This window comes from Providencia sp. PROV209 (genome assembly GCF_028479485.1).
Taxonomy (GTDB): Bacteria; Pseudomonadota; Gammaproteobacteria; order Enterobacterales; family Enterobacteriaceae; genus Providencia; species Providencia alcalifaciens.
Map to the genome: position 1 here is coordinate 131,347 of NZ_JAMPNR010000021.1, position 20,832 is coordinate 152,178.

At 42.1% G+C, this 20,832-nt stretch carries 17 protein-coding genes and 4 tRNA genes; 19 read left to right on the top strand and 2 right to left on the bottom strand.

Going from position 1 to position 20,832, the window contains the following annotated elements; genetic code table 11:
* The first annotated feature begins 49 nt into the window (after nucleotides 1-49).
* The 12 genes from aas to luxS all read left to right on the top strand — a co-directional run bounded on the left by aas (nucleotide 50) and on the right by luxS (nucleotide 11,900).
* Nucleotides 50-2,194: a bifunctional acyl-ACP--phospholipid O-acyltransferase/long-chain-fatty-acid--ACP ligase gene (gene aas / locus PR795_RS15295; protein ID WP_181480656.1), complete on the top strand. Its 2,145-nt coding sequence runs from the start codon at nucleotides 50-52 to the stop codon at nucleotides 2,192-2,194.
* A gap of 1 nt (nucleotide 2,195) precedes the next feature.
* A complete protein-coding gene (lplT, locus tag PR795_RS15300; RefSeq protein WP_112860605.1) occupies nucleotides 2,196-3,398 on the top strand; it encodes a lysophospholipid transporter LplT in 1,203 nt (400 codons plus the stop codon).
* 14 nt (nucleotides 3,399-3,412) lie between these two features.
* Nucleotides 3,413-3,928, top strand: coding sequence for a nicotinamide-nucleotide amidase (gene pncC, locus PR795_RS15305; RefSeq protein ID WP_036962717.1), 516 nt, complete (start codon nucleotides 3,413-3,415; stop codon nucleotides 3,926-3,928).
* Between the two features lie 92 nt (nucleotides 3,929-4,020).
* The gene (gene recA / locus PR795_RS15310) at nucleotides 4,021-5,088 is read left to right on the top strand and encodes a recombinase RecA (RefSeq protein ID WP_006657414.1); all 1,068 of its coding nucleotides are present in this window, start codon (nucleotides 4,021-4,023) and stop codon (nucleotides 5,086-5,088) included.
* Between the two features lie 325 nt (nucleotides 5,089-5,413).
* Nucleotides 5,414-8,041 (top strand): alanine--tRNA ligase, encoded by a 2,628-nt coding sequence (gene alaS, locus PR795_RS15315; RefSeq protein WP_006657415.1) that lies wholly within the window; start codon nucleotides 5,414-5,416, stop codon nucleotides 8,039-8,041.
* 226 nt (nucleotides 8,042-8,267) lie between these two features.
* Nucleotides 8,268-8,453, top strand: a complete 186-nt coding sequence (csrA, locus tag PR795_RS15320) for a carbon storage regulator CsrA (RefSeq protein ID WP_004264815.1) — start codon at nucleotides 8,268-8,270, stop codon at nucleotides 8,451-8,453.
* A gap of 436 nt (nucleotides 8,454-8,889) precedes the next feature.
* Nucleotides 8,890-8,982, top strand: a tRNA-Ser gene (locus PR795_RS15325).
* A gap of 11 nt (nucleotides 8,983-8,993) precedes the next feature.
* Nucleotides 8,994-9,070 (top strand) — tRNA-Arg (locus PR795_RS15330).
* Between the two features lie 157 nt (nucleotides 9,071-9,227).
* A tRNA-Arg gene (locus PR795_RS15335) sits at nucleotides 9,228-9,304 on the top strand.
* Between the two features lie 102 nt (nucleotides 9,305-9,406).
* Nucleotides 9,407-9,483 (top strand) — tRNA-Arg (locus PR795_RS15340).
* 187 nt (nucleotides 9,484-9,670) lie between these two features.
* Nucleotides 9,671-11,230 carry a glutamate--cysteine ligase gene (gene gshA, locus PR795_RS15345; RefSeq protein ID WP_006662617.1) on the top strand — a complete coding sequence of 520 codons (1,560 nt, stop codon included), beginning with the start codon at nucleotides 9,671-9,673 and terminating at the stop codon, nucleotides 11,228-11,230.
* A 154-nt stretch (nucleotides 11,231-11,384) separates the two neighbouring features.
* Complete coding sequence (gene luxS, locus PR795_RS15350; protein WP_006660916.1) at nucleotides 11,385-11,900, top strand: S-ribosylhomocysteine lyase; 516 nt, start codon at nucleotides 11,385-11,387, stop codon at nucleotides 11,898-11,900.
* Nucleotides 11,901-11,980: 80 nt separating this feature from the next.
* Here the strand turns inward: luxS and PR795_RS15355 are convergent, their stop codons facing one another.
* Both PR795_RS15355 and PR795_RS15360 read right to left on the bottom strand, forming a co-directional pair.
* On the bottom strand, nucleotides 11,981-13,267 hold the full coding sequence (locus tag PR795_RS15355; protein ID WP_006662616.1) for a CNNM domain-containing protein: 1,287 nt from the start codon (nucleotides 13,265-13,267) through the stop codon (nucleotides 11,981-11,983).
* A gap of 41 nt (nucleotides 13,268-13,308) precedes the next feature.
* The gene (locus tag PR795_RS15360; RefSeq protein ID WP_006660914.1) at nucleotides 13,309-14,100 is read right to left on the bottom strand and encodes a cytochrome C assembly family protein; all 792 of its coding nucleotides are present in this window, start codon (nucleotides 14,098-14,100) and stop codon (nucleotides 13,309-13,311) included.
* A 285-nt stretch (nucleotides 14,101-14,385) separates the two neighbouring features.
* On the opposite strand from PR795_RS15360, the gene ffh reads away from it, so the two are divergent.
* From ffh to tyrA, 7 genes are all read left to right on the top strand, one after another.
* Nucleotides 14,386-15,747 carry a signal recognition particle protein gene (gene ffh / locus PR795_RS15365; protein ID WP_006660913.1) on the top strand — a complete coding sequence of 454 codons (1,362 nt, stop codon included), beginning with the start codon at nucleotides 14,386-14,388 and terminating at the stop codon, nucleotides 15,745-15,747.
* A 137-nt stretch (nucleotides 15,748-15,884) separates the two neighbouring features.
* The gene (gene rpsP, locus PR795_RS15370) at nucleotides 15,885-16,133 is read left to right on the top strand and encodes a 30S ribosomal protein S16 (protein ID WP_006660912.1); all 249 of its coding nucleotides are present in this window, start codon (nucleotides 15,885-15,887) and stop codon (nucleotides 16,131-16,133) included.
* A gap of 18 nt (nucleotides 16,134-16,151) precedes the next feature.
* On the top strand, nucleotides 16,152-16,700 hold the full coding sequence (gene rimM / locus PR795_RS15375; protein ID WP_006660911.1) for a ribosome maturation factor RimM: 549 nt from the start codon (nucleotides 16,152-16,154) through the stop codon (nucleotides 16,698-16,700).
* Between the two features lie 37 nt (nucleotides 16,701-16,737).
* Entirely contained in the window at nucleotides 16,738-17,502 is a 765-nt protein-coding gene (gene trmD / locus PR795_RS15380) for a tRNA (guanosine(37)-N1)-methyltransferase TrmD (protein WP_006660910.1), read from the top strand.
* 41 nt (nucleotides 17,503-17,543) lie between these two features.
* Nucleotides 17,544-17,897: a 50S ribosomal protein L19 gene (rplS, locus tag PR795_RS15385; RefSeq protein ID WP_006660909.1), complete on the top strand. Its 354-nt coding sequence runs from the start codon at nucleotides 17,544-17,546 to the stop codon at nucleotides 17,895-17,897.
* A gap of 452 nt (nucleotides 17,898-18,349) precedes the next feature.
* The gene (locus tag PR795_RS15390) at nucleotides 18,350-19,444 is read left to right on the top strand and encodes a 3-deoxy-7-phosphoheptulonate synthase (protein ID WP_006660908.1); all 1,095 of its coding nucleotides are present in this window, start codon (nucleotides 18,350-18,352) and stop codon (nucleotides 19,442-19,444) included.
* A 13-nt stretch (nucleotides 19,445-19,457) separates the two neighbouring features.
* Nucleotides 19,458-20,579: a bifunctional chorismate mutase/prephenate dehydrogenase gene (gene tyrA, locus PR795_RS15395; RefSeq protein WP_006662613.1), complete on the top strand. Its 1,122-nt coding sequence runs from the start codon at nucleotides 19,458-19,460 to the stop codon at nucleotides 20,577-20,579.
* Nucleotides 20,580-20,832 lie beyond the last annotated feature (253 nt).

A 20,832-nucleotide genomic window follows, 5' to 3' on the forward strand; every position in this document is an offset into this window, starting at 1 on the left:
TAATTGTTAATCAATAGATAAAATTATCACCATAAGAAAGGGAATCATTATGTTGGCAAAAATAATAAAAAAAGTACTGAGGTTTTTGTTTCGCGTAGAAGTCATTGGTAATACGAATGAGTTCAATCAAGACAAATGCATCATTACGCCGAACCATGTTTCTTTTCTTGATGGTGTGTTGATCGCACTGTTTTTACCTGTGAAGCCAGTCTTTGCCATGTATAGTTCTGTGGCAACGCCTAAGATGATCAAGCGGCTCAAGCCTTATGCGGATATTGTTGCATTAGATCCCAAAAATCCATTAGGTCTTCGACACCTTGTTCGTGAGGTGGATAAAGGGCGTCCGATTGTTATTTTTCCTGAAGGGCGCATTACTGTTCACGGCTCTTTGATGAAGATCTATGAAGGGGCCGCCTTTGTCGCTGCTAAGTCTGGTGCCAAAGTGGTGCCAATTCGTATTGATGGCGCAGAAAGAAGCTACTTTGGACGCTTAAAGGGCATTATCCCGTTAAAGTGGTTTCCAAAAATCACATTACATATTTTACCTGCTGAAAGTATTCCAATGCCGGATGCGCCTCGCGCAGTCGAGCGTCGAGCCTTAGCCGGTGAACATCTTTATCAAATTATGAAAGCGGCACGCATGGCGAGTCGCCCAGAAATGACATTGGTCGAAGCCTTTATTGATAGTATTGAACGTTATGGACGCCGTTCTCGCTGTATTGAGGATATTTCGTTCAAAGAAGATAGCTATCAAGGGCTGCTCAAAAAGTCACTTGGTGTTGGGCGAATTATCGAACGCTATACCCATGAAAATGAGCGTGTAGGATTATTGCTACCCAATGCGACAGTGACAGCGGCAGCAATTTTCGGCTGTTTAATGCGCGGGCGAGTGCCTGCGATGCTGAATTACACGGCGGGAAGTCATGGGATCAGTAATGCTTTAAAAGCCTCAACGGCAAAAGTGGTTTTTACTTCACGACAATTTTTGGAAAAAGGGAAACTCACCCATATTCCGGCGCAAGTACCGGAAGCAACATGGATTTATCTTGAAGATTTAAAAGACACCGTGACGCTCCAAGATAAGTTGTGGATTGTGAAGCATTTATTCTCACCGCGTAAGGCGATTGTTCCTCGTAATATCGATGATGAAGCGATTGTCTTGTTCACTTCAGGCTCCGAAGGTACCCCTAAAGGAGTTGTACACAGTCACCGTAGCTTGATGGCTAACGTTGAGCAGATCAAAACGATTGCTGATTTTACTCCGCGTGATCGTTTTATGTCATCACTGCCTTTATTCCATGCCTTTGGATTAACCGTCGGATTATTTATTCCACTATTTTCGGGTAGCCGAGTTTTCTTATATCCAAGCCCGTTACATTATCGAATTATTCCAGAACTGGTATATGACCGAAATTGTACGGTTTTATTCGGTACGTCAACGTTCTTGGGGCATTACGCACGTTTTGCTCATCCGTATGATTTTGCAAGAGTTCGTTATGTTGTTGCGGGCGCAGAAAAGCTTTCGGATAAAACCAAGAAAATTTGGTACGACAAATTTGGTATTCGAATTCTTGAAGGCTATGGCGTGACTGAGTGTGCACCGATTGTATCTATTAATGTACCAATGGCAGCAAAAGAAGGCTCAGTGGGGCAAATTTTACCCTGTATGGAAGCCCGTATTATTCCGTTACCAGGTATTGAACATGGCGGAAAACTTCAGCTGAAAGGTCCTAATATAATGAAGGGCTATTTGCGCGTAGAGGCGCCGGGTGTACTCGAAGAACCGAAAGCGGAAAATGCGCAAGGTGAATTAGAATCAGGCTGGTATGACACGGGTGATATTGTTGAGCTGGACAATAAAAACTTCTGCACCATTAAGGGGCGAGTTAAGCGATTTGCTAAATTAGCGGGGGAAATGGTTTCCCTAGAAAGTATTGAGCAGATGGTGTCTGAAATTTCGCCAAATTGCGAGCACGGTGTCGTAACCAAACCAGATAGTAGTAAAGGGGAGGCATTAGTCCTATTTACGACTGATAAAGATCTCGACAGAAGTGACCTATCAGCAGCGGCAAAAGGAAAAGGTTTAACAGAATTAGCGGTTCCACGAGATATTCGCTGGGTGAAATCGCTGCCTGTATTGGGTAGCGGAAAAACTGATTTTGTCACATTAAAACAGATGGCGTTAGGGGACTAATATGCAAGAAAGTACACCAAATACGCCATTAATGAGTACCGGAATGAAAGCGGTTCTGGCGTCTCAGTTTTTATCTGCATTTGCAGATAACGCATTGCTATTCGCGATATTAGCTCAGCTAAAATCTGAGTTTTACCCAGAATGGAGCCACCCTATTTTACAGATGGTATTTGTCTTCACCTATATCGTGTTGGCACCGTTTGTGGGGCAAATAGCGGATCGGTTTTCTAAAGGCCGAGTCATGTTATTTTCCAACATATTTAAATTTGTTGGGGCTCTGGGGATTTGCTTAGGGGTTAATCCATTCCTGTGTTACGGGTTAGTGGGCGTCGGTGCTGCGGCTTATTCTCCAGCAAAATACGGTATTTTGGGGGAATTGACCGGTGGTGATAATTTAGTTAAAGCTAATGGTTTAATGGAAGCTTCCACTATCGCAGCAATTCTAGTTGGCTCGGTTGTTGGTGGTATACTTTCCGATATTAATTTATTGCTGGCATTAGGCACGTGTTCCTTACTGTATGCTTTAGCCGTAATTGTTAACTTTTTCATTCCTCATTTGGCGGCGGCGAGACCAGGTACAGGCTGGAATTTTAAACAGTTACTGATGGACTTTCTTTCTGCCTGTCGTATTTTATGGGCGAACCAAGAGAGCCGTTTTTCCCTTGTAGGAACCAGTATGTTCTGGGGAGCCGGAGTGACGTTGCGTTTCTTGCTGGTGGCGTGGGTACCTATAGCACTAGGTTTGCAAGATAACACAACGCCAACTATTTTGAATGCGATGGTTGCGGTGGGAATTGTCGTTGGAGCAGGATTAGCGGCAAAATTTATTACCTTAAAAACGGTTTATCGCTGTATTCCTGCCGGAATTGTGATTGGGGTCATGGTTGTATTCCTGTCACTACAAACTCATATTATTCCTTCTTATTTCATCTTGATGGTATTAGGCGTTTTTGGTGGATTATTTGTTGTTCCATTAAATGCATTACTTCAGGAAAAAGGTAAAGAAACTGTTGGGGCAGGGAATGCTATCGCAGTACAAAATTTGGGAGAAAACAGCGCGATGCTATTAATGCTGGGGTTATATTCTCTGGCAATGAAGGTCGGGTTCTCCGTGGTGAGTGTCGGCGTTGGTTTTGGTGTCGTATTTGCAGTGGCGATCGCGGGATTGTGGATGTGGGATCGTGCCCGTAAAAAAACAGCATAATGGTGAATAGCCAAATGATAGATGAGAAGCAACTCGAAACATTAAGTATTCAGTTAGGACAACGCTTACTGCAATTGGGTAAAACAGTCACTGCGGCTGAGTCTTGTACTGGCGGCTGGATTGCTAAAGTCTTGACAGATATTTCTGGTAGTTCAGCCTATTTTTATCGTGGATTTGTGACCTACAGTAACGAAGCCAAGCACCAAATGATTGGAGTGACAAATTTATCACTAGAGCAGTTTGGTGCAGTGAGCCAGCAAGTAGTACAAGAAATGGCTGTTGGGGCATTACATGAAGCGCAAGCCGATTTTGCGATGTCGGTCAGTGGTATTGCAGGACCAGGTGGCGGTAGCCAAGAAAAGCCCGTTGGTACAGTCTGGTTTGGTTTTGCATTAAAGCAGGCAAATGGTACTGTCGATGTCGTGACTCGGCATCAGATATTTCAAGGTGATCGGAATCAAGTTCGTTTGCAATCAACTGGTTATGCGCTAAAAATGCTTTTGCAGTTAATATCTGAAAAATTTCCTTGATACTGTATGATTATACAGTATACTTAGTTTCAACAAATCGAATTCAATCGTTTTATTCGCAATGGTTTCAACCATTGCCATAGGGAGTAAACATGGCTATTGATGAAAACAAACAAAAAGCACTTGCGGCAGCATTAGGTCAAATCGAAAAGCAATTCGGTAAAGGATCTATTATGCGTCTCGGTGAAGACCGTACAATGGATGTTGAAACCATTTCAACAGGTTCTTTATCTCTTGACGTTGCTTTAGGTGCAGGTGGTTTGCCATTAGGGCGTATTGTTGAAATCTACGGTCCTGAATCCTCAGGTAAAACGACGTTAACTTTACAAGTTATTGCGGCTGCTCAACGTAGCGGTAAAACGTGCGCATTCATCGATGCTGAGCATGCTCTTGACCCTATCTATGCAAAAAAACTAGGCGTCGATATTGATAATCTGCTGTGTTCTCAACCTGATACCGGTGAGCAAGCATTAGAAATCTGTGATGCACTCACTCGTTCTGGTGCTGTGGATGTTATCATCGTTGACTCCGTTGCTGCGTTAACGCCAAAAGCAGAAATTGAAGGTGAAATCGGTGATTCACATATGGGTCTTGCGGCTCGTATGATGAGCCAAGCAATGCGTAAATTAGCCGGTAACCTGAAAAACTCAAATACCTTGCTGATCTTCATCAACCAAATTCGAATGAAGATTGGTGTGATGTTTGGTAACCCAGAAACTACAACTGGCGGTAACGCGTTGAAATTCTATGCTTCTGTTCGCTTAGACATCCGTCGTATTGGTGCAGTGAAAAACGGTGAAGAGATCGTTGGTAGCGAAACCCGTGTTAAAGTCGTAAAAAACAAAGTTGCGGCGCCATTTAAACAGGCTGAATTCCAAATTCTATATGGTGAAGGTATCAACACCTTTGGTGAGTTGATTGACCTAGGGGTTAAACACAAGCTAATTGAAAAAGCAGGTGCTTGGTATAGCTATAATGGTGACAAGATTGGTCAAGGCAAAGCTAACTCAACAACCTACTTGAAAGAGCACCCTGAAGTAGCACAGGAAATTGATACTAAACTGCGTGATTTATTATTAAACCACACAGGTGAATTTAAGAGTGCAGCGACTGATTTCATCAATGATTCTGATGAGGAAGAAGTACCAGAAGAATTTTAATTCAATAGTAACATGTTGAAATAATTTAAAATAAAAAGCGCCATTCTTAATTGAATGGCGCTTTTTTGTGTCTGCCTATCACAATAATAGTTTATTGAACAGTTTTTCTGTGGAAAAATACCCCAGCCAGAGGTATAAACATACTTTCAGAAAATATTCAGACGCTTTACAATGAAAGCCGCGAATGGATGTATCTATATTTTACTTCTATACAAAGAGACTTTATCTTATCAGTCACTTTTTAATCGGAGAGTTGATTAGAGGTGATGTTACATTCCATCTCAACAATTCGTAATTCTGTTTTCAGCTTGATATCGGGATAAATATGAGTAAAAGCACCGCTGAGATCCGTCAAGCGTTTCTCGACTTTTTCCATACGAAAGGTCATCAGGTGGTAGCCAGCAGTTCGCTAGTGCCAAATAATGACCCAACACTATTGTTCACTAACGCAGGGATGAACCAGTTCAAAGATGTATTTCTTGGTCTGGATAAACGAGCATATTCCCGAGCGACAACCGCACAACGTTGTGTACGTGCAGGTGGTAAACATAACGACTTAGAAAACGTGGGCTATACTGCTCGCCACCACACATTCTTTGAAATGTTAGGCAACTTTAGCTTCGGTGATTACTTTAAACACGATGCTATTCGCTTTGCATGGGAACTTTTAACTAGCGAACAATGGTTTAACCTACCAAAAGAAAGATTGTGGGTTACTGTGTACGCAACAGATGATGAAGCTTTCGATATTTGGAACAAAGAAATTGGTGTTCCTGTCGAACGTATTATTCGCATTGGTGATAATAAAGGCGCGCCTTACGCATCTGACAACTTCTGGCAGATGGGCGACACAGGTCCTTGTGGTCCTTGCACCGAAATCTTCTATGATCATGGTGATCATATCTGGGGTGGACCTCCTGGTAGTCCTGAAGAGGATGGCGACCGTTATATTGAAATTTGGAACCTGGTCTTTATGCAGTTTAACCGTCAATCAGACGGTACAATGGAACCTCTGCCAAAACCATCTGTAGATACAGGGATGGGGTTAGAGCGTATTTCTGCGGTTCTGCAACACGTTAATTCTAACTATGAAATTGATATTTTCCGTGAACTGATTGCTGCGGCCGCCGAAGCAACAGGTGCAACGGATTTATCCAACAAATCCTTACGTGTTATTGCTGACCATATCCGTTCATGCGCATTTCTCGTCAGTGATGGTGTTATTCCATCTAACGAAGGTCGTGGCTACGTTTTACGTCGTATTATTCGTCGTGCTGTACGCCATGGTTATATGCTGGGTGCGAAAGAGACTTTCTTCTATAAATTAGTTTCTACCTTAATTAAAGTTATGGGACCTGCTGCGGAAGAGCTGCAACGTCAACAAGCTCTAGTTGAGAAAGTTTTAAAAACTGAAGAAGAACAGTTTGCTCGTACTTTAGAACGTGGTCTGCAATTATTAGACGAAGAGTTGGCATCACTGAAAGGTGATACGCTGGAAGGCGAAACTGCATTCCGTCTCTATGATACTTATGGATTCCCTCTAGATTTGACTGCTGACGTTTGCCGTGAGCGCAACATCAAAGTTGATGAAGCTGGTTTTGAACGAGCAATGGAAGATCAACGTCGCAGAGCAAGAGAGTCAAGTGGCTTTGGTGCAGACTATAACGCCCTGATCAAAGTTGATAAACGCAGCGAATTCTCCGGCTATCAGCATGATGAACAGCAAGCGACGATCATCGCATTATATAAAGATGGTCAGCCTGTCGATTCATTGCATACCGGTGATGAAGGTTTAGTGATCCTTGATAAAACTGCATTCTATGCTGAATCAGGTGGTCAAGTTGGTGATACTGGCGTTTTAACGAATGACAGTGCTCAGTTTACGGTGACGGATACCCAAAAATATGGTCAAGCAATTGGTCATGTCGGTAAAGTTGAATCAGGCTCATTAGTTGTCAACCATCGAATTGCAGCTATAGTCAATAGTGAAAGGCGTAATGCAATTCGTCTAAACCACTCAGCGACTCACTTATTACATGCCGCGTTACGCCAAGTGTTAGGTGAGCATGTTTCTCAGAAAGGCTCGCTGGTGAATGACAAGTATCTCCGTTTTGACTTCTCTCATTTCGAAGCGATGACGCAGCAGCAATTACGCCAAGTAGAAGATATTGTGAATGCGCAAATTCGTCAAAACTCAGAAATTGAAACTGAGTTGATGGATTTAGAGGGTGCGAAAGCAAAAGGGGCTATGGCATTATTCGGTGAAAAATATGAAGAGCGCGTACGTGTTCTGAGTATGGGGGATTTCTCCATCGAATTATGTGGTGGTACGCATGCTAGCCGCACGGGAGATATTGGATTATTCAGTATCTTAAGTGAATCTGGGACCGCCGCAGGGGTTCGTCGTATCGAAGCGACAACAGGTGCCGCCGCCATGGAGCATTTACATGCTCAATCTGAACAGCTTTCTGCAATTGCCCATCTGTTAAAGGGTGACGTGAATAGCTTAGTTGAGAAAGTCAAAGCTGCATTAGATAAATCACGAAATCTTGAAAAAGAGATTTTGCAGTTAAAAGATCAGCAAGCGTCTCAAGAAAGTGCTTCACTAAGTAGTAAAGCGAAAGATGTTAAAGGTATCAAACTGTTAGTTAGTCAATTAAGTGATACTGATCCTAAACTATTGAGAACAATGGTCGATGATCTAAAAAATCAGCTGAAATCGGCGATTATCGTGCTTTCAACCACAAGTGGTGATAAAGTCAGTATAATTGTTGGTGTGACTAATGATTTGACTGCTAAAATTAAAGCAGGTGATTTGGTCTCCTATGTTGCTCAACAAGTAGGCGGTAAAGGTGGCGGTCGACCAGACATGGCGATGGCTGGAGGTACTGACGTAAGTGCATTACCGACAGCGATGGAAAGTGTCGAACAATGGGTTGATTCAAAACTATAATTGCTGTGAAGTTACCCCATTTTAGTGGGGTAACTTTAATCTGTTGCAGCATTGTTAATGTGTTGCCGGTAGTGTTATATTTTGCTTGTAAATAACTAGAATTATTGCCATTGATGGCATCAATGCTTTAGGTGAATGTCATTGCTTTACGTTTTCACGGTGTGTGATGGACAATAGCGGGGAATACCTAGAGACCCGACTCTTTTAATATTTCAAGGAGCAAAGAATGCTTATTCTGACTCGTCGAGTTGGTGAAACACTCATGATAGGCGATGAGGTAACAGTGACTGTATTGGGCGTAAAAGGCAACCAAGTACGTATTGGTGTTAATGCCCCAAAAGAGGTTTCTGTTCACCGTGAAGAAATTTATCAACGGATCCAGGCCGAAAAGACTCAACCAGACAATCAATAATAATAAATAAGCGTCCAGTGAGTGATCACACAGCAATAATGGACGCTTGTCTCTCCTATTTTATCTCTAACTATATTCCTATACCTTTTGATTCCCTATTGGCCTGACATCATTACGTTGATGTTGAGCATTATTTCTTGGGGTGACCTCGGCTTTTTTCTGTATCATTTTTATACTGTTAACTAAAGAGTGCTTAATCTCATCAATTTTTTACTGAATTTTCTATTGGAAAATAGTGAATAATTAAAAAGAAAAAAGCTCAGAAATATGGCTTTTTCGGTGTTAAACTAATCATCTTGCTTGTGAAATGTGCAAACGATCGTTGGAATGCAAAAAGTTTGGAAAAATTGTTTGACTTCTAAGTCTAGGAAAGTAATATGTGCGCCACACAGAGACGAGATGTTTAAGAAAAACAAATCGTATGTGACTAAAATATGGTGAGGTGGCCGAGAGGCTGAAGGCGCTCCCCTGCTAAGGGAGTATGCGGTCAAAAGCTGCATCGAGGGTTCGAATCCCTCCCTCACCGCCATTTTAGGCTCTGCATCCGTAGCTCAGCTGGATAGAGTACTCGGCTACGAACCGAGCGGTCGGAGGTTCGAATCCTCCCGGATGCACCATTTTCAACCTTATGAGTGAAACTGATAAGGTGATGTTTTGGTTTATAGCGAACTAAAACAAAGTAGTTTAGGTTTTATATGATATTAAATATCATAAAATAGTGAAGTAGATTTTGATTAAGCAGTATTGAGAGAGAAGTACGTATTGCACTGAAATGCATCCGTAGCTCAGCTGGATAGAGTACTCGGCTACGAACCGAGCGGTCGGAGGTTCGAATCCTCCCGGATGCACCATCTCTTAAACACTTCTGTAATGTATCAACAATCCTTTCATCAATTTTGAAATCCAAATTACTGCTGTGTTTCGACAGCATCGATTGATAATCGACAAATTCTGCATCCGTAGCTCAGCTGGATAGAGTACTCGGCTACGAACCGAGCGGTCGGAGGTTCGAATCCTCCCGGATGCACCATCATTAAGAAACTCCTCAATTAGAGGAGTTTTTTTTTGCCTAAAAATTGGCGTATAACCCAATTTCCTTCTGTTTTTCTATTTTCTCTTCTTGGTAAACCACACATCTAGACAGCGACAATTTATGTGATTTAAGCTAAAGTAATCGCCTTATTAAAATAAAACTAAATCACAGGCGGGAGGTCGATTTGATCCCGGACGTATCAAAAGCGCTCTCATGGTTAGAGGCGCACCCGGAAATTCTCAATGGTATTCAACGTGGTATTGAGCGTGAAACATTACGTGTGTCACCTCAAGGAGCGTTAGCCGAGACATTGCATCCAAATGAGCTGGGGAAAGCACTCACCCATAAATGGATCACCACAGATTTTGCGGAATCCTTACTCGAATTTATTACACCTGTAGATAAAAGTATTAGCCATAATTTGGCTTTTCTGCGGGATCTGCATCGCTATACGGCGCGCCATCTGCACGATGAAAGAATGTGGCCACTCAGTATGCCTTGCTTTATTGAGAGTGAAGATAAAATCACACTGGCGCAGTATGGCACCTCTAATGTAGGGCAGTTCAAAACCTTATATCGTGAAGGTTTAAAAAATCGCTATGGTGCATTAATGCAAACCATCGCTGGCGTACATTATAACTTCTCATTCCCCATTGAGTTTTGGAAGGCATGGGCAGGGATTGAAGACGCTGAAAGTGGTAAAGAAAAAATATCTGAAGGTTATTTACGGCTGATCAGAAATTATTATCGCTTTGGTTGGGTGATCCCATACTTATTTGGTGCTTCTCCTGCTATTTGCGGTTCTTTCTTGAAAAATAGAGAGACCTCATTAGACTTCAGCAAAACTGAGTGTGGTACCTACTACCTGCCTTATGCAACGTCATTGAGAATGAGTGATTTGGGATACACCAATAAATCTCAGAGTGATTTAAATATTACATTTAACCACCTTGATGAATATGTGGAAAATCTGAAGAAAGCCATCCACAAGCCTTCTGCTGAGTTTGAAAAGCTGGGCGTAAAAAAAGACGGTAAATATGTTCAGCTGAACACTAATGTGCTGCAAATCGAGAACGAATTGTATGCACCAATTCGTCCTAAGCGAGTGCCTCTGGGCAATGAATCACCTTCAGATGCGCTATTGCGTGGTGGTATCGAATATATTGAAGTTCGTTCTCTCGATATCAATCCATTTAGCCCTATCGGTGTTAATGAGACTCAAGCTCGCTTTGTAGACTTATTCCTGATTTGGTGCGTGCTTGCTGATGCCCCTGAAATGAATGTTCAGGAGTTAGATTGCTGCCGTAAGAATTGGAACCGCGTTATCCTCGAAGGACGTAAACCAGGGCAGGTAATCGGTTTTGGTTGTGGTAGTGAGCTCAAGCCTCTAGTCGAAGTTGGACAAACACTATTCAAAGATTTGATCCGTGTTGCGGAAGTCTTAGACACCTGCTGTGATGCGAAATATAAAGATGTATGCTATCAGTTTGTCGCTATGTTTGAAGATCCAAACCTGACTTACTCAGCCCTAGTGATGGACGAAATGTTAGAAAAGGGTATTGGTGGTTATGGGCTGGAGTTAGCTGAGAAATATTATCAGCAATTAATTAACGAGCCTTATGAAGTGATCACTGAAGAGCAATTTGAACAAGCTCGTTTGGCTTCCATTGAAAAACAGAAATTGATGGAGCAGGACAAAAGCGAAAGCTTTGAAGAGTATCTTCGGATTCACGCAGGACGCTAAAAGAAATGGCCACAACAAGGTGGCCAAATAAAAATCTCTTAGAGAATTAGGGATGATAACAATTTGCGCGTCTTTCACATAGTAAGACTCTGCATTTTTGGATTAGTTTCATTTTTTTCAAAATTATTTTTTTTATTTTTATGGAGGTCATGAAATGCCGTTATTAGACAGTTTTACTGTGGATCACACGCGTATGGCTGCTCCTGCTGTTCGCGTAGCAAAAACGATGAAAACGCCTCATGGGGACGCTATCACTGTGTTTGATTTACGTTTTACAGTCCCAAATAAAGAAGCAATGACAGAAAAAGGAACGCATACCTTAGAGCACCTTTTTGCTGGATTTATGCGTGACCACCTTAATGGAAATGGCGTGGAAATTATCGACATTTCACCAATGGGATGCCGTACAGGTTTCTACATGAGCTTGATTGGTCAGCCAGATGAACTGCGTGTAGCGAAAGCATGGAAAGCGGCTATGCAAGATGTGCTCAATGTTCAGGATCAAAATAAGATCCCTGAACTTAACGTATATCAATGTGGAACGTATACGATGCACTCACTTGAAGAAGCTCAGCAAATTGCTCGAAATATCATTGCGAAAGATATTCAAGTGAATAAAAATGATGAACTCGCACTTCCTGAAGAGAAGTTAGCTCAGCTTCACGTTTAGTTATTCAAAGAAACAATGTTTGAAAAAGCCTTAAAATCATCGAATAATTGTTCGTGGTTTTAAGGCTTTTTATGTAGAACTTAAAACTCAGGGACTTGTGAGTTAAAGCCAAGAGGTGTGATTTTTACTTGTTTAATAATATTATCGCTGACAGCTAAGACTTCGATAACATAACGCCCGATAACAATTTGTTCCTCTGGTTGAGGTACATCTCCCAATACTTCCAGAACCATACCGTTAACCGTTCTAGGACCCTCTACAGGAAGGTTCCAGTCGAAAGCTTTGTTTAGGTCTCGGATGTTGGCGGAGCCGTCCACAAGGACACTGCCGTCACTTTGTGGCATAACCTCTTCAGCAAGTGAAGGTGACATGGATGTTGTAAAGTCACCCACAATCTCCTCCAAAATATCTTCTACGGTGATTAAGCCTTGAATTTCACCATACTCATCGACAATGATCCCTAGCTTTTCTTTTTTATGTTGAAAGTTGATTAACTGAACATTCAGGGGAGTACTATTGGGAATGAAATAGATGCTATCCGCGGCTTTAATTAAGTTTTGCTTGTTGAATTCGCGCTTTTCAACCATTAGACGGTAAGCTTCTCGTACGCGTAAAATACCGATCGAATCGTCAAGCGAATCACGATATAGCACAATGCGCCCATGAGGGGAGTGGGTGAGCTGCCTCACGATAGACTTCCAGTCATCATTTATATCAATTCCCACAATTTCATTTCGTGGCAGCATGATATCGCCGACGGTGACTTTATCTAAATCGAGAATCGAAATTAACATGTCCTGATTGCGTCGACTGAGCTTATTCTTGGACTCATGAACGATAGTGCGTAACTCTTCCTTATTAACCGCATCATTGCGAGTTGCGGAGACTTTTATCCCACAGCAGCGCATAAATAGGGTCGAAATAGTATTAAATGCCCATACAACAGGTAACATGATTTTTTGCAGTGGTGTAAGAATAAAACTGCTAGGGAAGGCAATTCGTTCAGGGTAAAGGGCTGCAATCGTTTTTGGCACCACTTCTGCAAACAGTAAAATGACGAAGGTGAGAATACCTGTTGCGATAGCTACCCCCATATTTCCATATAGACGCATTCCAATAATGGTTGCGAGAGCGGAAGCGACAATGTTGATGAGATTATTGCCAATGAGAACTAAGCCGAGTAGACGGTCAGGGTGGCGTAGGAGTTTCTCAACACGAACAGCGGAGCGATTACCTTGTTTCGCTAAATGTTTTAACCGATAACGGTTCAACGTCATCATACTGGTTTCTGAAGCCGAAAAATAAGCAGATAAAAAAATTAAAACAATCAGTATGATGATTAGAGTACCAGTAGATACTTCATCCAAAACAAGGTTCCTTATAACGGTCGTGTAAGACTAAATGGTGTTTATACCATAGTTAATTGCTGGATTAGACGATTGCCAAAAAACGCTAAGGTAAGGATCAGTGAACCGCCAACATGGAAAAATAAAACGCGCTTGCCTCTCCATCCACCATGGAAATGCCCCCACAGTAAAATGACATAAACAAACCAAGCAATGACAGAGAGTACAGATTTATGAATATTCTCTTTATCAAAGATATTATCCATATAAATGAAGCCAGTACACAATGTTAGCGTCAGTAAAATGACGCCTACTTGTGTGACATGAAACATTTTGCGTTCAATCACCATCATGGGAGGCATATCAGGGCTGAATTTTAAAATTTTATTTTTAAGCTGATAGTCGATAATCGCCACTTGAAAAGCATATAACGCAGCAATCAGTAGCGTTGCATAACTTAATAAAGCTAATCCAATATGCACAAATAATGGCGTACTTGCTTCCAAATGAGTAATAAACTCACCAGGCATAATGGTGGATAAAATTAGGTTAATAATTGCGAAACTATACACAATTGGGGTTAAGTACCAAGCCCTTCCTAAATATGAAACCACCGTCATAATCAAACACATTAATAAACTGACGGATGATCCTAAATTTAGGAGTGTGAGATTTTGCCCGCTAGCCTCACTAAAAATTTGTAATTTCAAGGTGATTGCGTGAGTGACCATCGCTACGATAGCTAATAAAATAGCCAATCGACGATAAAGCGCTTGCTTACGCACTTGTGCTGGGACGATCAGAAGCAGGCTGACCATGTATGTACAAACTGCTATGACTGCAAATACGGGCATAGTATAGTGTCGTTATTCATTTTGAGTGGATAGATATTGACTAGTATAACTCGTGCAAGTGTAGGCTCCAACTAATAGGTATGATGTATCGCTGTATATTCTTTACTAATCGCTCATTTAGGCTAATTAAACGAAGCAGCGAAACCCCATCAAGTGTGATACAATCGGCGACCAACATCAGCGTTGAATTGTGCCGTGGCTATCTTGAGTTTGCCCTTGAAATACAGCGCGCGAGTAACCAAATAAGGCTACATATAGGCCCATAACAGAATTGAGCTAAGACACATGTTTGATAACTTAACTGACAGACTATCGCGCACTTTGCGCAATATCAGCGGGCGTGGACGTCTGACTGATGACAATATTAAAGATACATTACGCGAAGTTCGCATGGCATTACTGGAAGCCGACGTTGCTCTGCCAGTCGTCCGTGAATTTATTCAAAAAGTTAAAGAAAGCGCTGTTGGTCAAGACGTTAATAAAAGCCTAACCCCAGGTCAAGAGTTCATTAAGATTGTACAAAATGAACTGACCCGTGCAATGGGTGAAGAAAATCATCAGCTGAATTTATCTGCTCAGCCTCCTGCTGTGGTTTTGATGGCGGGTTTACAAGGTGCGGGTAAAACAACCAGCGTTGCAAAACTGGGTAAGCTGTTAAAAGAAAAACAGAAGAAAAAAGTCTTAGTGGTTTCCGCCGACGTATATCGTCCTGCGGCGATCAAGCAATTAGAAACATTAGCCGAAGCGGTTGGGGTTGATTTCTTCCCCTCTGAAGTACAAGAAAAGCCAGCTGCAATTGTCCAAAAAGCATTAAAACACGCACAATTACAGTTTTATGATGTGCTGTTAGTGGATACAGCGGGTCGCTTACACGTCGATGAAGCGATGATGGAAGAGATCCAAGAAGTTCATCGCATTATTAATCCAGTTGAAACACTGTTTGTGGTTGATGCCATGACAGGTCAAGATGCGGCAAATACAGCGAAAGCATTTAACGAAGCGCTACCATTAACAGGGATTGTATTAACCAAAGTTGATGGTGATGCCCGTGGTGGTGCCGCGTTGTCTATCCGTGCAATTACTGGTAAGCCAATCAAATTCTTAGGGGTTGGTGAGAAAACTGATGCCCTTGAACCATTCCATCCAGAGCGTGTAGCTTCACGTATTTTAGGTATGGGTGATGTGTTATCTCTGATTGAAGAGATCGAACACAAAGTTGACCGCGATGAAGCTGAAAAATTAGCTAAGAAGTTGAAAACAGGGGATACCTTTGATCTCAATGACTTCTTAAATCAGCTAAAACAGATGCGTAATATGGGCGGAATGACCAGCATGCTGAGTAAGATGCCAGGGATGTCCCAGTTACCTGATGCCGTTAAATCCCAAATGGATGATAAAATTACTATCCGTATGGAAGCTATGATCCAATCGATGACGCGTAAAGAGCGGGAAAAACCAGAGATCATCAAAGGGTCACGTAAACGTCGTATTGCTGCGGGTTCAGGCACTACCGTACAAGAAGTGAATAAGCTTTTAAAACAGTTTGATGATATGCAGCGCATGATGAAAAAGATGAAAAAAGGCGGTCTCGCCAAGATGATGCGCGGTATGAAAGGTATGATGCCTCCGGGATTTCCGGGGCGTTAAGCAATAAAGCCTGAAACAAAAGTACACTTTTGATTGATTTTTGCGTCAAAGTAAGTAAACTTTTCGGGCTTTTTATATGACAGCCGGACTCTATCCCTCGATGGAGTCTGGTTGTTTTGTTAACTAATGAGGATGTTATGGTAACAATTCGTTTATCTCGTGGCGGCGCTAAAAAACGTCCGTTCTACCAAATCGTTGTAACCGATAGCCGCAATGCGCGTGACGGTCGTTTCATTGAGCGTATCGGTTTCTTCAACCCGATCGCTGCTGGTCAAGCAGAAGAACTGCGTTTAGACCTGGACCGTATCGAGCATTGGGTTGGCTTAGGCGCAACTATTTCTGACCGTGTTGCACAACTGGTCAAACAAGCTAAAAAAGTAGCTTAATCTGTCACGGTGGTAACAATGAGCAAGCAAACTAAACTAGTGCCTCCTTCAAACCCAATCGTATTGGGAAAATTAGGCGCGGCATACGGTATTCGTGGTTGGCTCAAAGTTTTTTCCTCCACCGAACATGCTGAAAGTATTTTTGATTATCAACCTTGGTTTATCCAACGCTCTGGTCAATGGCAACACATTGAAATAGAAGATTGGAAACATCATAACAAAGATATCATCGTCAAGCTCAAAGGGGTCGAAGACCGTGATGCAGCTGCCCTGTTAACTAATTTTGAAATTGCGGTTGATTCAACCCAACTTCCTGATTTGGATAACGACGAATATTACTGGAAAGACCTAATGGGTTGCCACGTAGTGACGTCAGAGGGTTATGACCTTGGTACCGTTATTGATATGATGGAAACTGGATCGAATGACGTTCTAGTGATTAAGGCAAATTTAAAAGATGCATTTGGCATCAAGGAGCGGTTGGTTCCGTTTCTTGATGGGCAGGTTATCAAGAAAGTCGATCTCTCCACTAAAATTATTGAAGTGGAGTGGGATCCTGGTTTTTAAATCTCCGGTTTACCGGTTTTAATGAGTGGGATAAATCATGTGGATTGGGGTAATTAGCCTGTTTCCCGACATGTTCCGCGCAATAACCGAGTACGGGGTAACTGGTCGGGCAGTGAAGAATAGCCTGCTAACCGTTGAGTGTTGGAATCCGCGAGATTTTACTCACGATAGACACAAAACTGTTGATGATCGCCCCTACGGTGGTGGTCCAGGCATGCTGATGATGGTGCAACCGTTAAAAGATGCAATCCACGCAGCTAAAGCTGAGGCCGGTGATGGTGCGAAAGTGATTTATCTTTCGCCTCAAGGTCGCAAACTTGGTCAAGACGGAGTTTGTGAACTGGCAACAAATGAGAAGTTAATTCTTGTTTGTGGTCGTTATGAAGGTATTGATGAGCGAATCATTCAAACCGAAATTGACGAAGAATGGTCAATCGGTGATTACGTTCTCAGTGGTGGGGAACTCCCCGCTATGGTGTTGATAGACTCAGTCTCTCGGTTTATCCCTGGAGTACTCGGTCATCAAGCTTCGGCTCAAGAAGATTCTTTTGCAGATGGCTTGTTAGATTGTCCTCACTATACCCGACCAGAGGTGTTAGATGGTATGCAAGTTCCTGATATCTTACTTTCAGGAAACCATGCCAAGATCGATAGCTGGCGCATGAAGCAGTCACTCGGTCGTACCTGGCTTAGAAGACCTGAGCTTCTAGAAAGCCTAGCTCTGACTGACGAGCAGAGGATGTTGTTAGCTGAATTCCAACGGGAATATCAAGCTGAGCAACCAGTGAATCCAGACAATTAATTGTCTAAACATATCAGTTTACCTAGGGTAAGAGAGTTATTATGAGCAACATTATTAAACAACTTGAACAAGAGCAGATGAAGCAGGATGTACCTTCATTCCGTCCGGGTGACTCCGTGGAAGTTAAGGTATGGGTCGTAGAAGGCTCTAAAAAACGTCTGCAGGCATTTGAGGGCGTGGTTATCGCTATTCGTAACCGCGGTCTGCACTCTGCATTCACTGTTCGTAAAATTTCTAACGGCGAAGGTGTTGAGCGTGTATTCCAAACTCACTCTCCAGTCGTAGATAGCATTGCTGTTAAACGTCGTGGTGCTGTTCGCAGAGCTAAACTGTACTACCTGCGTGAGCGTTCTGGTAAGGCAGCTCGTATCAAAGAGCGTCTGAACGCCAAGTAATACGCTTTCGCTACATCCGAAAGTTATAATTGAGGCCCGCATATTTGCGGGCCTTTTTTATATTCGTCATATTTCAAGCTCTCGCGGTGTTGGCTACGTTCATTCGTACTAATCACATACTCATGTATGCGCCTAGCGACTCATTCTCTTGCTGCCTAGCGACAACTCGAACTATTTAGTATATATCGTTCAATTAATCCCATTATGTAAACTTATATTTACTTATTTTATTCATGCTTTGCTTTTGAATATGATATTTTTCTCCAAATTTTAAATAATATTATTTAAATTCAATGGTATGTATAAGTGTAACTTTTTTTGTACGTATGATTGAATTATTTTACGGTTTTGGATTGAATTCTTTACGATGCATGATATGTTATCTCTCACGCACCAAACACAAGATCGATAAATAACACCATCTATAAATAATAAGCTAAGTAGGTAATTAAATGATCATGCAAAAAGATGTACTCAATAATGTGAATATTCAAGACGAACAGGTTCTAATTACTCCTGAGAGTCTGAAACAAAAATACCCGTTGAGTCACAGCAATCTGCATGCCATTGCGACATCGCGTAAAGTGATTGCTGATATTATTCATCAGCGTGACCCGCGTTTACTCGTGGTATGTGGTCCTTGCTCAATCCATGATGTGGATGCTGCCATTGAATATGGTGAGCGTTTACAGAAACTTGCTGCTGAATTAAGTGATAGCTTATATATTGTGATGCGTGTGTATTTTGAAAAACCTCGTACAACGGTAGGTTGGAAAGGCTTAATTAGCGATCCATTCATGGATGGTAGTTTTGAAATGGAAAAAGGTCTGCATATTGCACGTGACCTGCTAACGAGCTTAGTTAACATGGGGCTACCACTGGCGACAGAAGCTTTAGATCCCAATAATCCACAATACTTAGGTGATTTATTCAGCTGGTCTGCTATCGGAGCAAGAACAACAGAGTCTCAAACTCACCGTGAAATGGCGTCAGGTTTATCAATGCCAGTTGGTTTTAAAAATGGGACTGACGGAAGTTTATCCACTGCAATCAATGCGTTAAAAGCAGCTGCGATGCCACATCGTTTTATGGGAATTAACCAGTCAGGTCAAGTTTGTTTACTTCATACCAGCGGAAATAAAAATGGTCATGTGATCTTGCGTGGCGGAAAGGCACCAAATTACGATGAACAAAGCATTGCAGCATGTGAAGCCGAAATGAAAAAAGCAGGGCTTGAGCCATCATTAATGGTGGATTGTAGCCATGGTAACTCGAATAAAGATTTCCGCCGCCAGCCACTGGTTGTTGATTCAATTATCGAGCAAATTATTAATGGTAATGAATCAATTACAGGTATTATGCTTGAAAGCCATATTAATGAGGGTAACCAGTCATCAGAACAGCCACGTGAAAACATGAAATACGGTGTTTCAGTGACGGATGCTTGCATTAACTGGGAAGAAACTGAGTCTGTGTTGCGTAAATTACATCAAGCATTAACACCAATGCTAGAGCAGCGCGGGCAAAAATTAAGCAAAGTGAGCTGAGCAAGGTATTGGTATGTCTGCTGAATTATCCCACTTACGGGAACAGATTGATGAAGTTGATAAGTCATTATTAGATTTGTTAGCGAAACGACTTCAGCTCGTCGCTGAAGTTGGTGAAGTCAAAAGTCAACATGGGTTACCTATCTATGTCCCTGAGCGTGAATCCAGTATGTTGGCAGCTCGTCGCGCTGAAGCGGAGCGAATGGGGATTCCGCCTGATTTGATCGAAGATGTTCTTCGACGGATTATGCGTGAATCTTATGCGCGGGAAAATGATAAAGGTTTTAAAACGTTAAACCCTGCGGCTGGTCCTATTGTTATTGTGGGCGGGGAGGGGAAAATGGGGCGGCTATTTCATCGTCTCCTTTCCCTATCAGGATATCAGATCAAATTATTAGGTGAGCAGGACTGGGATAATGCGACCGACATTGTTTCTGGTGCGAGTGTGGTGATGGTCAGTGTGCCTATTCACCTTACAGTCGATGTGATTAGACGGTTGCCAAAGCTGGATTCCGATACAATTTTAGTGGATATCGCTTCGGTGAAGCAAAAGCCCTTAGAAGCAATGTTAGCCGTGCATCAAGGACCTGTCCTTGGGCTGCACCCGATGTTTGGTCCTGATATTGGTAGCGTTGCTAAGCAAGTTTTTGCTTACTGTGATGGGCGAGATGCTAAATCGTATCAATGGTTACTGGAGCAGCTGCAAGTTTGGGGGGCACGCTTAAAAGCGATTAAGCCCGAAGAGCATGATCGTAATATGAGCTTCATTCAAGCGCTGCGACACTTTACAACATTTACGTATGGACAAAATTTAGCTAAGGAGCAGGTTGATTTACAGCAACTATTAGATCTATCTTCTCCAATTTACCGCCTTGAATTAGCGATGGTTGGGCGCTTATTTGCACAAGATCCACAGTTGTATGCTGATATCATTATGTCTTCGGATGAAAATGTAGAGTTGATCCGCCGTTACTATCAACTGTTGGGGCAATCTATTGAAATGTTAGAGCGTAAAGATAAAGCCGAATTTATTCGACAATTCGAACAAGTCAGCCAATGGTTTGGTGAAGATGCACATCATTTTATGAAAGAAAGCCAATCTCTATTACAACGGGCGAACGATAACCGTAAGTAATCTTTACCGCTATTACCCTGTAGCTTATGGGGTGTAGCGGTTCTTATGCGAAAAGTGCGAATGACATTTTTATGACTTATTTTTATTTAAAATAAGTAATTGTACTTACTCCCGTGTGTTATCCCAAATTTTGAGAAATCTATCGGTAAGATATGGCGGGATCTTTTGCTTAAATGACAATTAATCAATTTATAATATCGATATTTATAAATTAAACGATTTATCTAATAAAGATCCCCCATCATCGACCGAT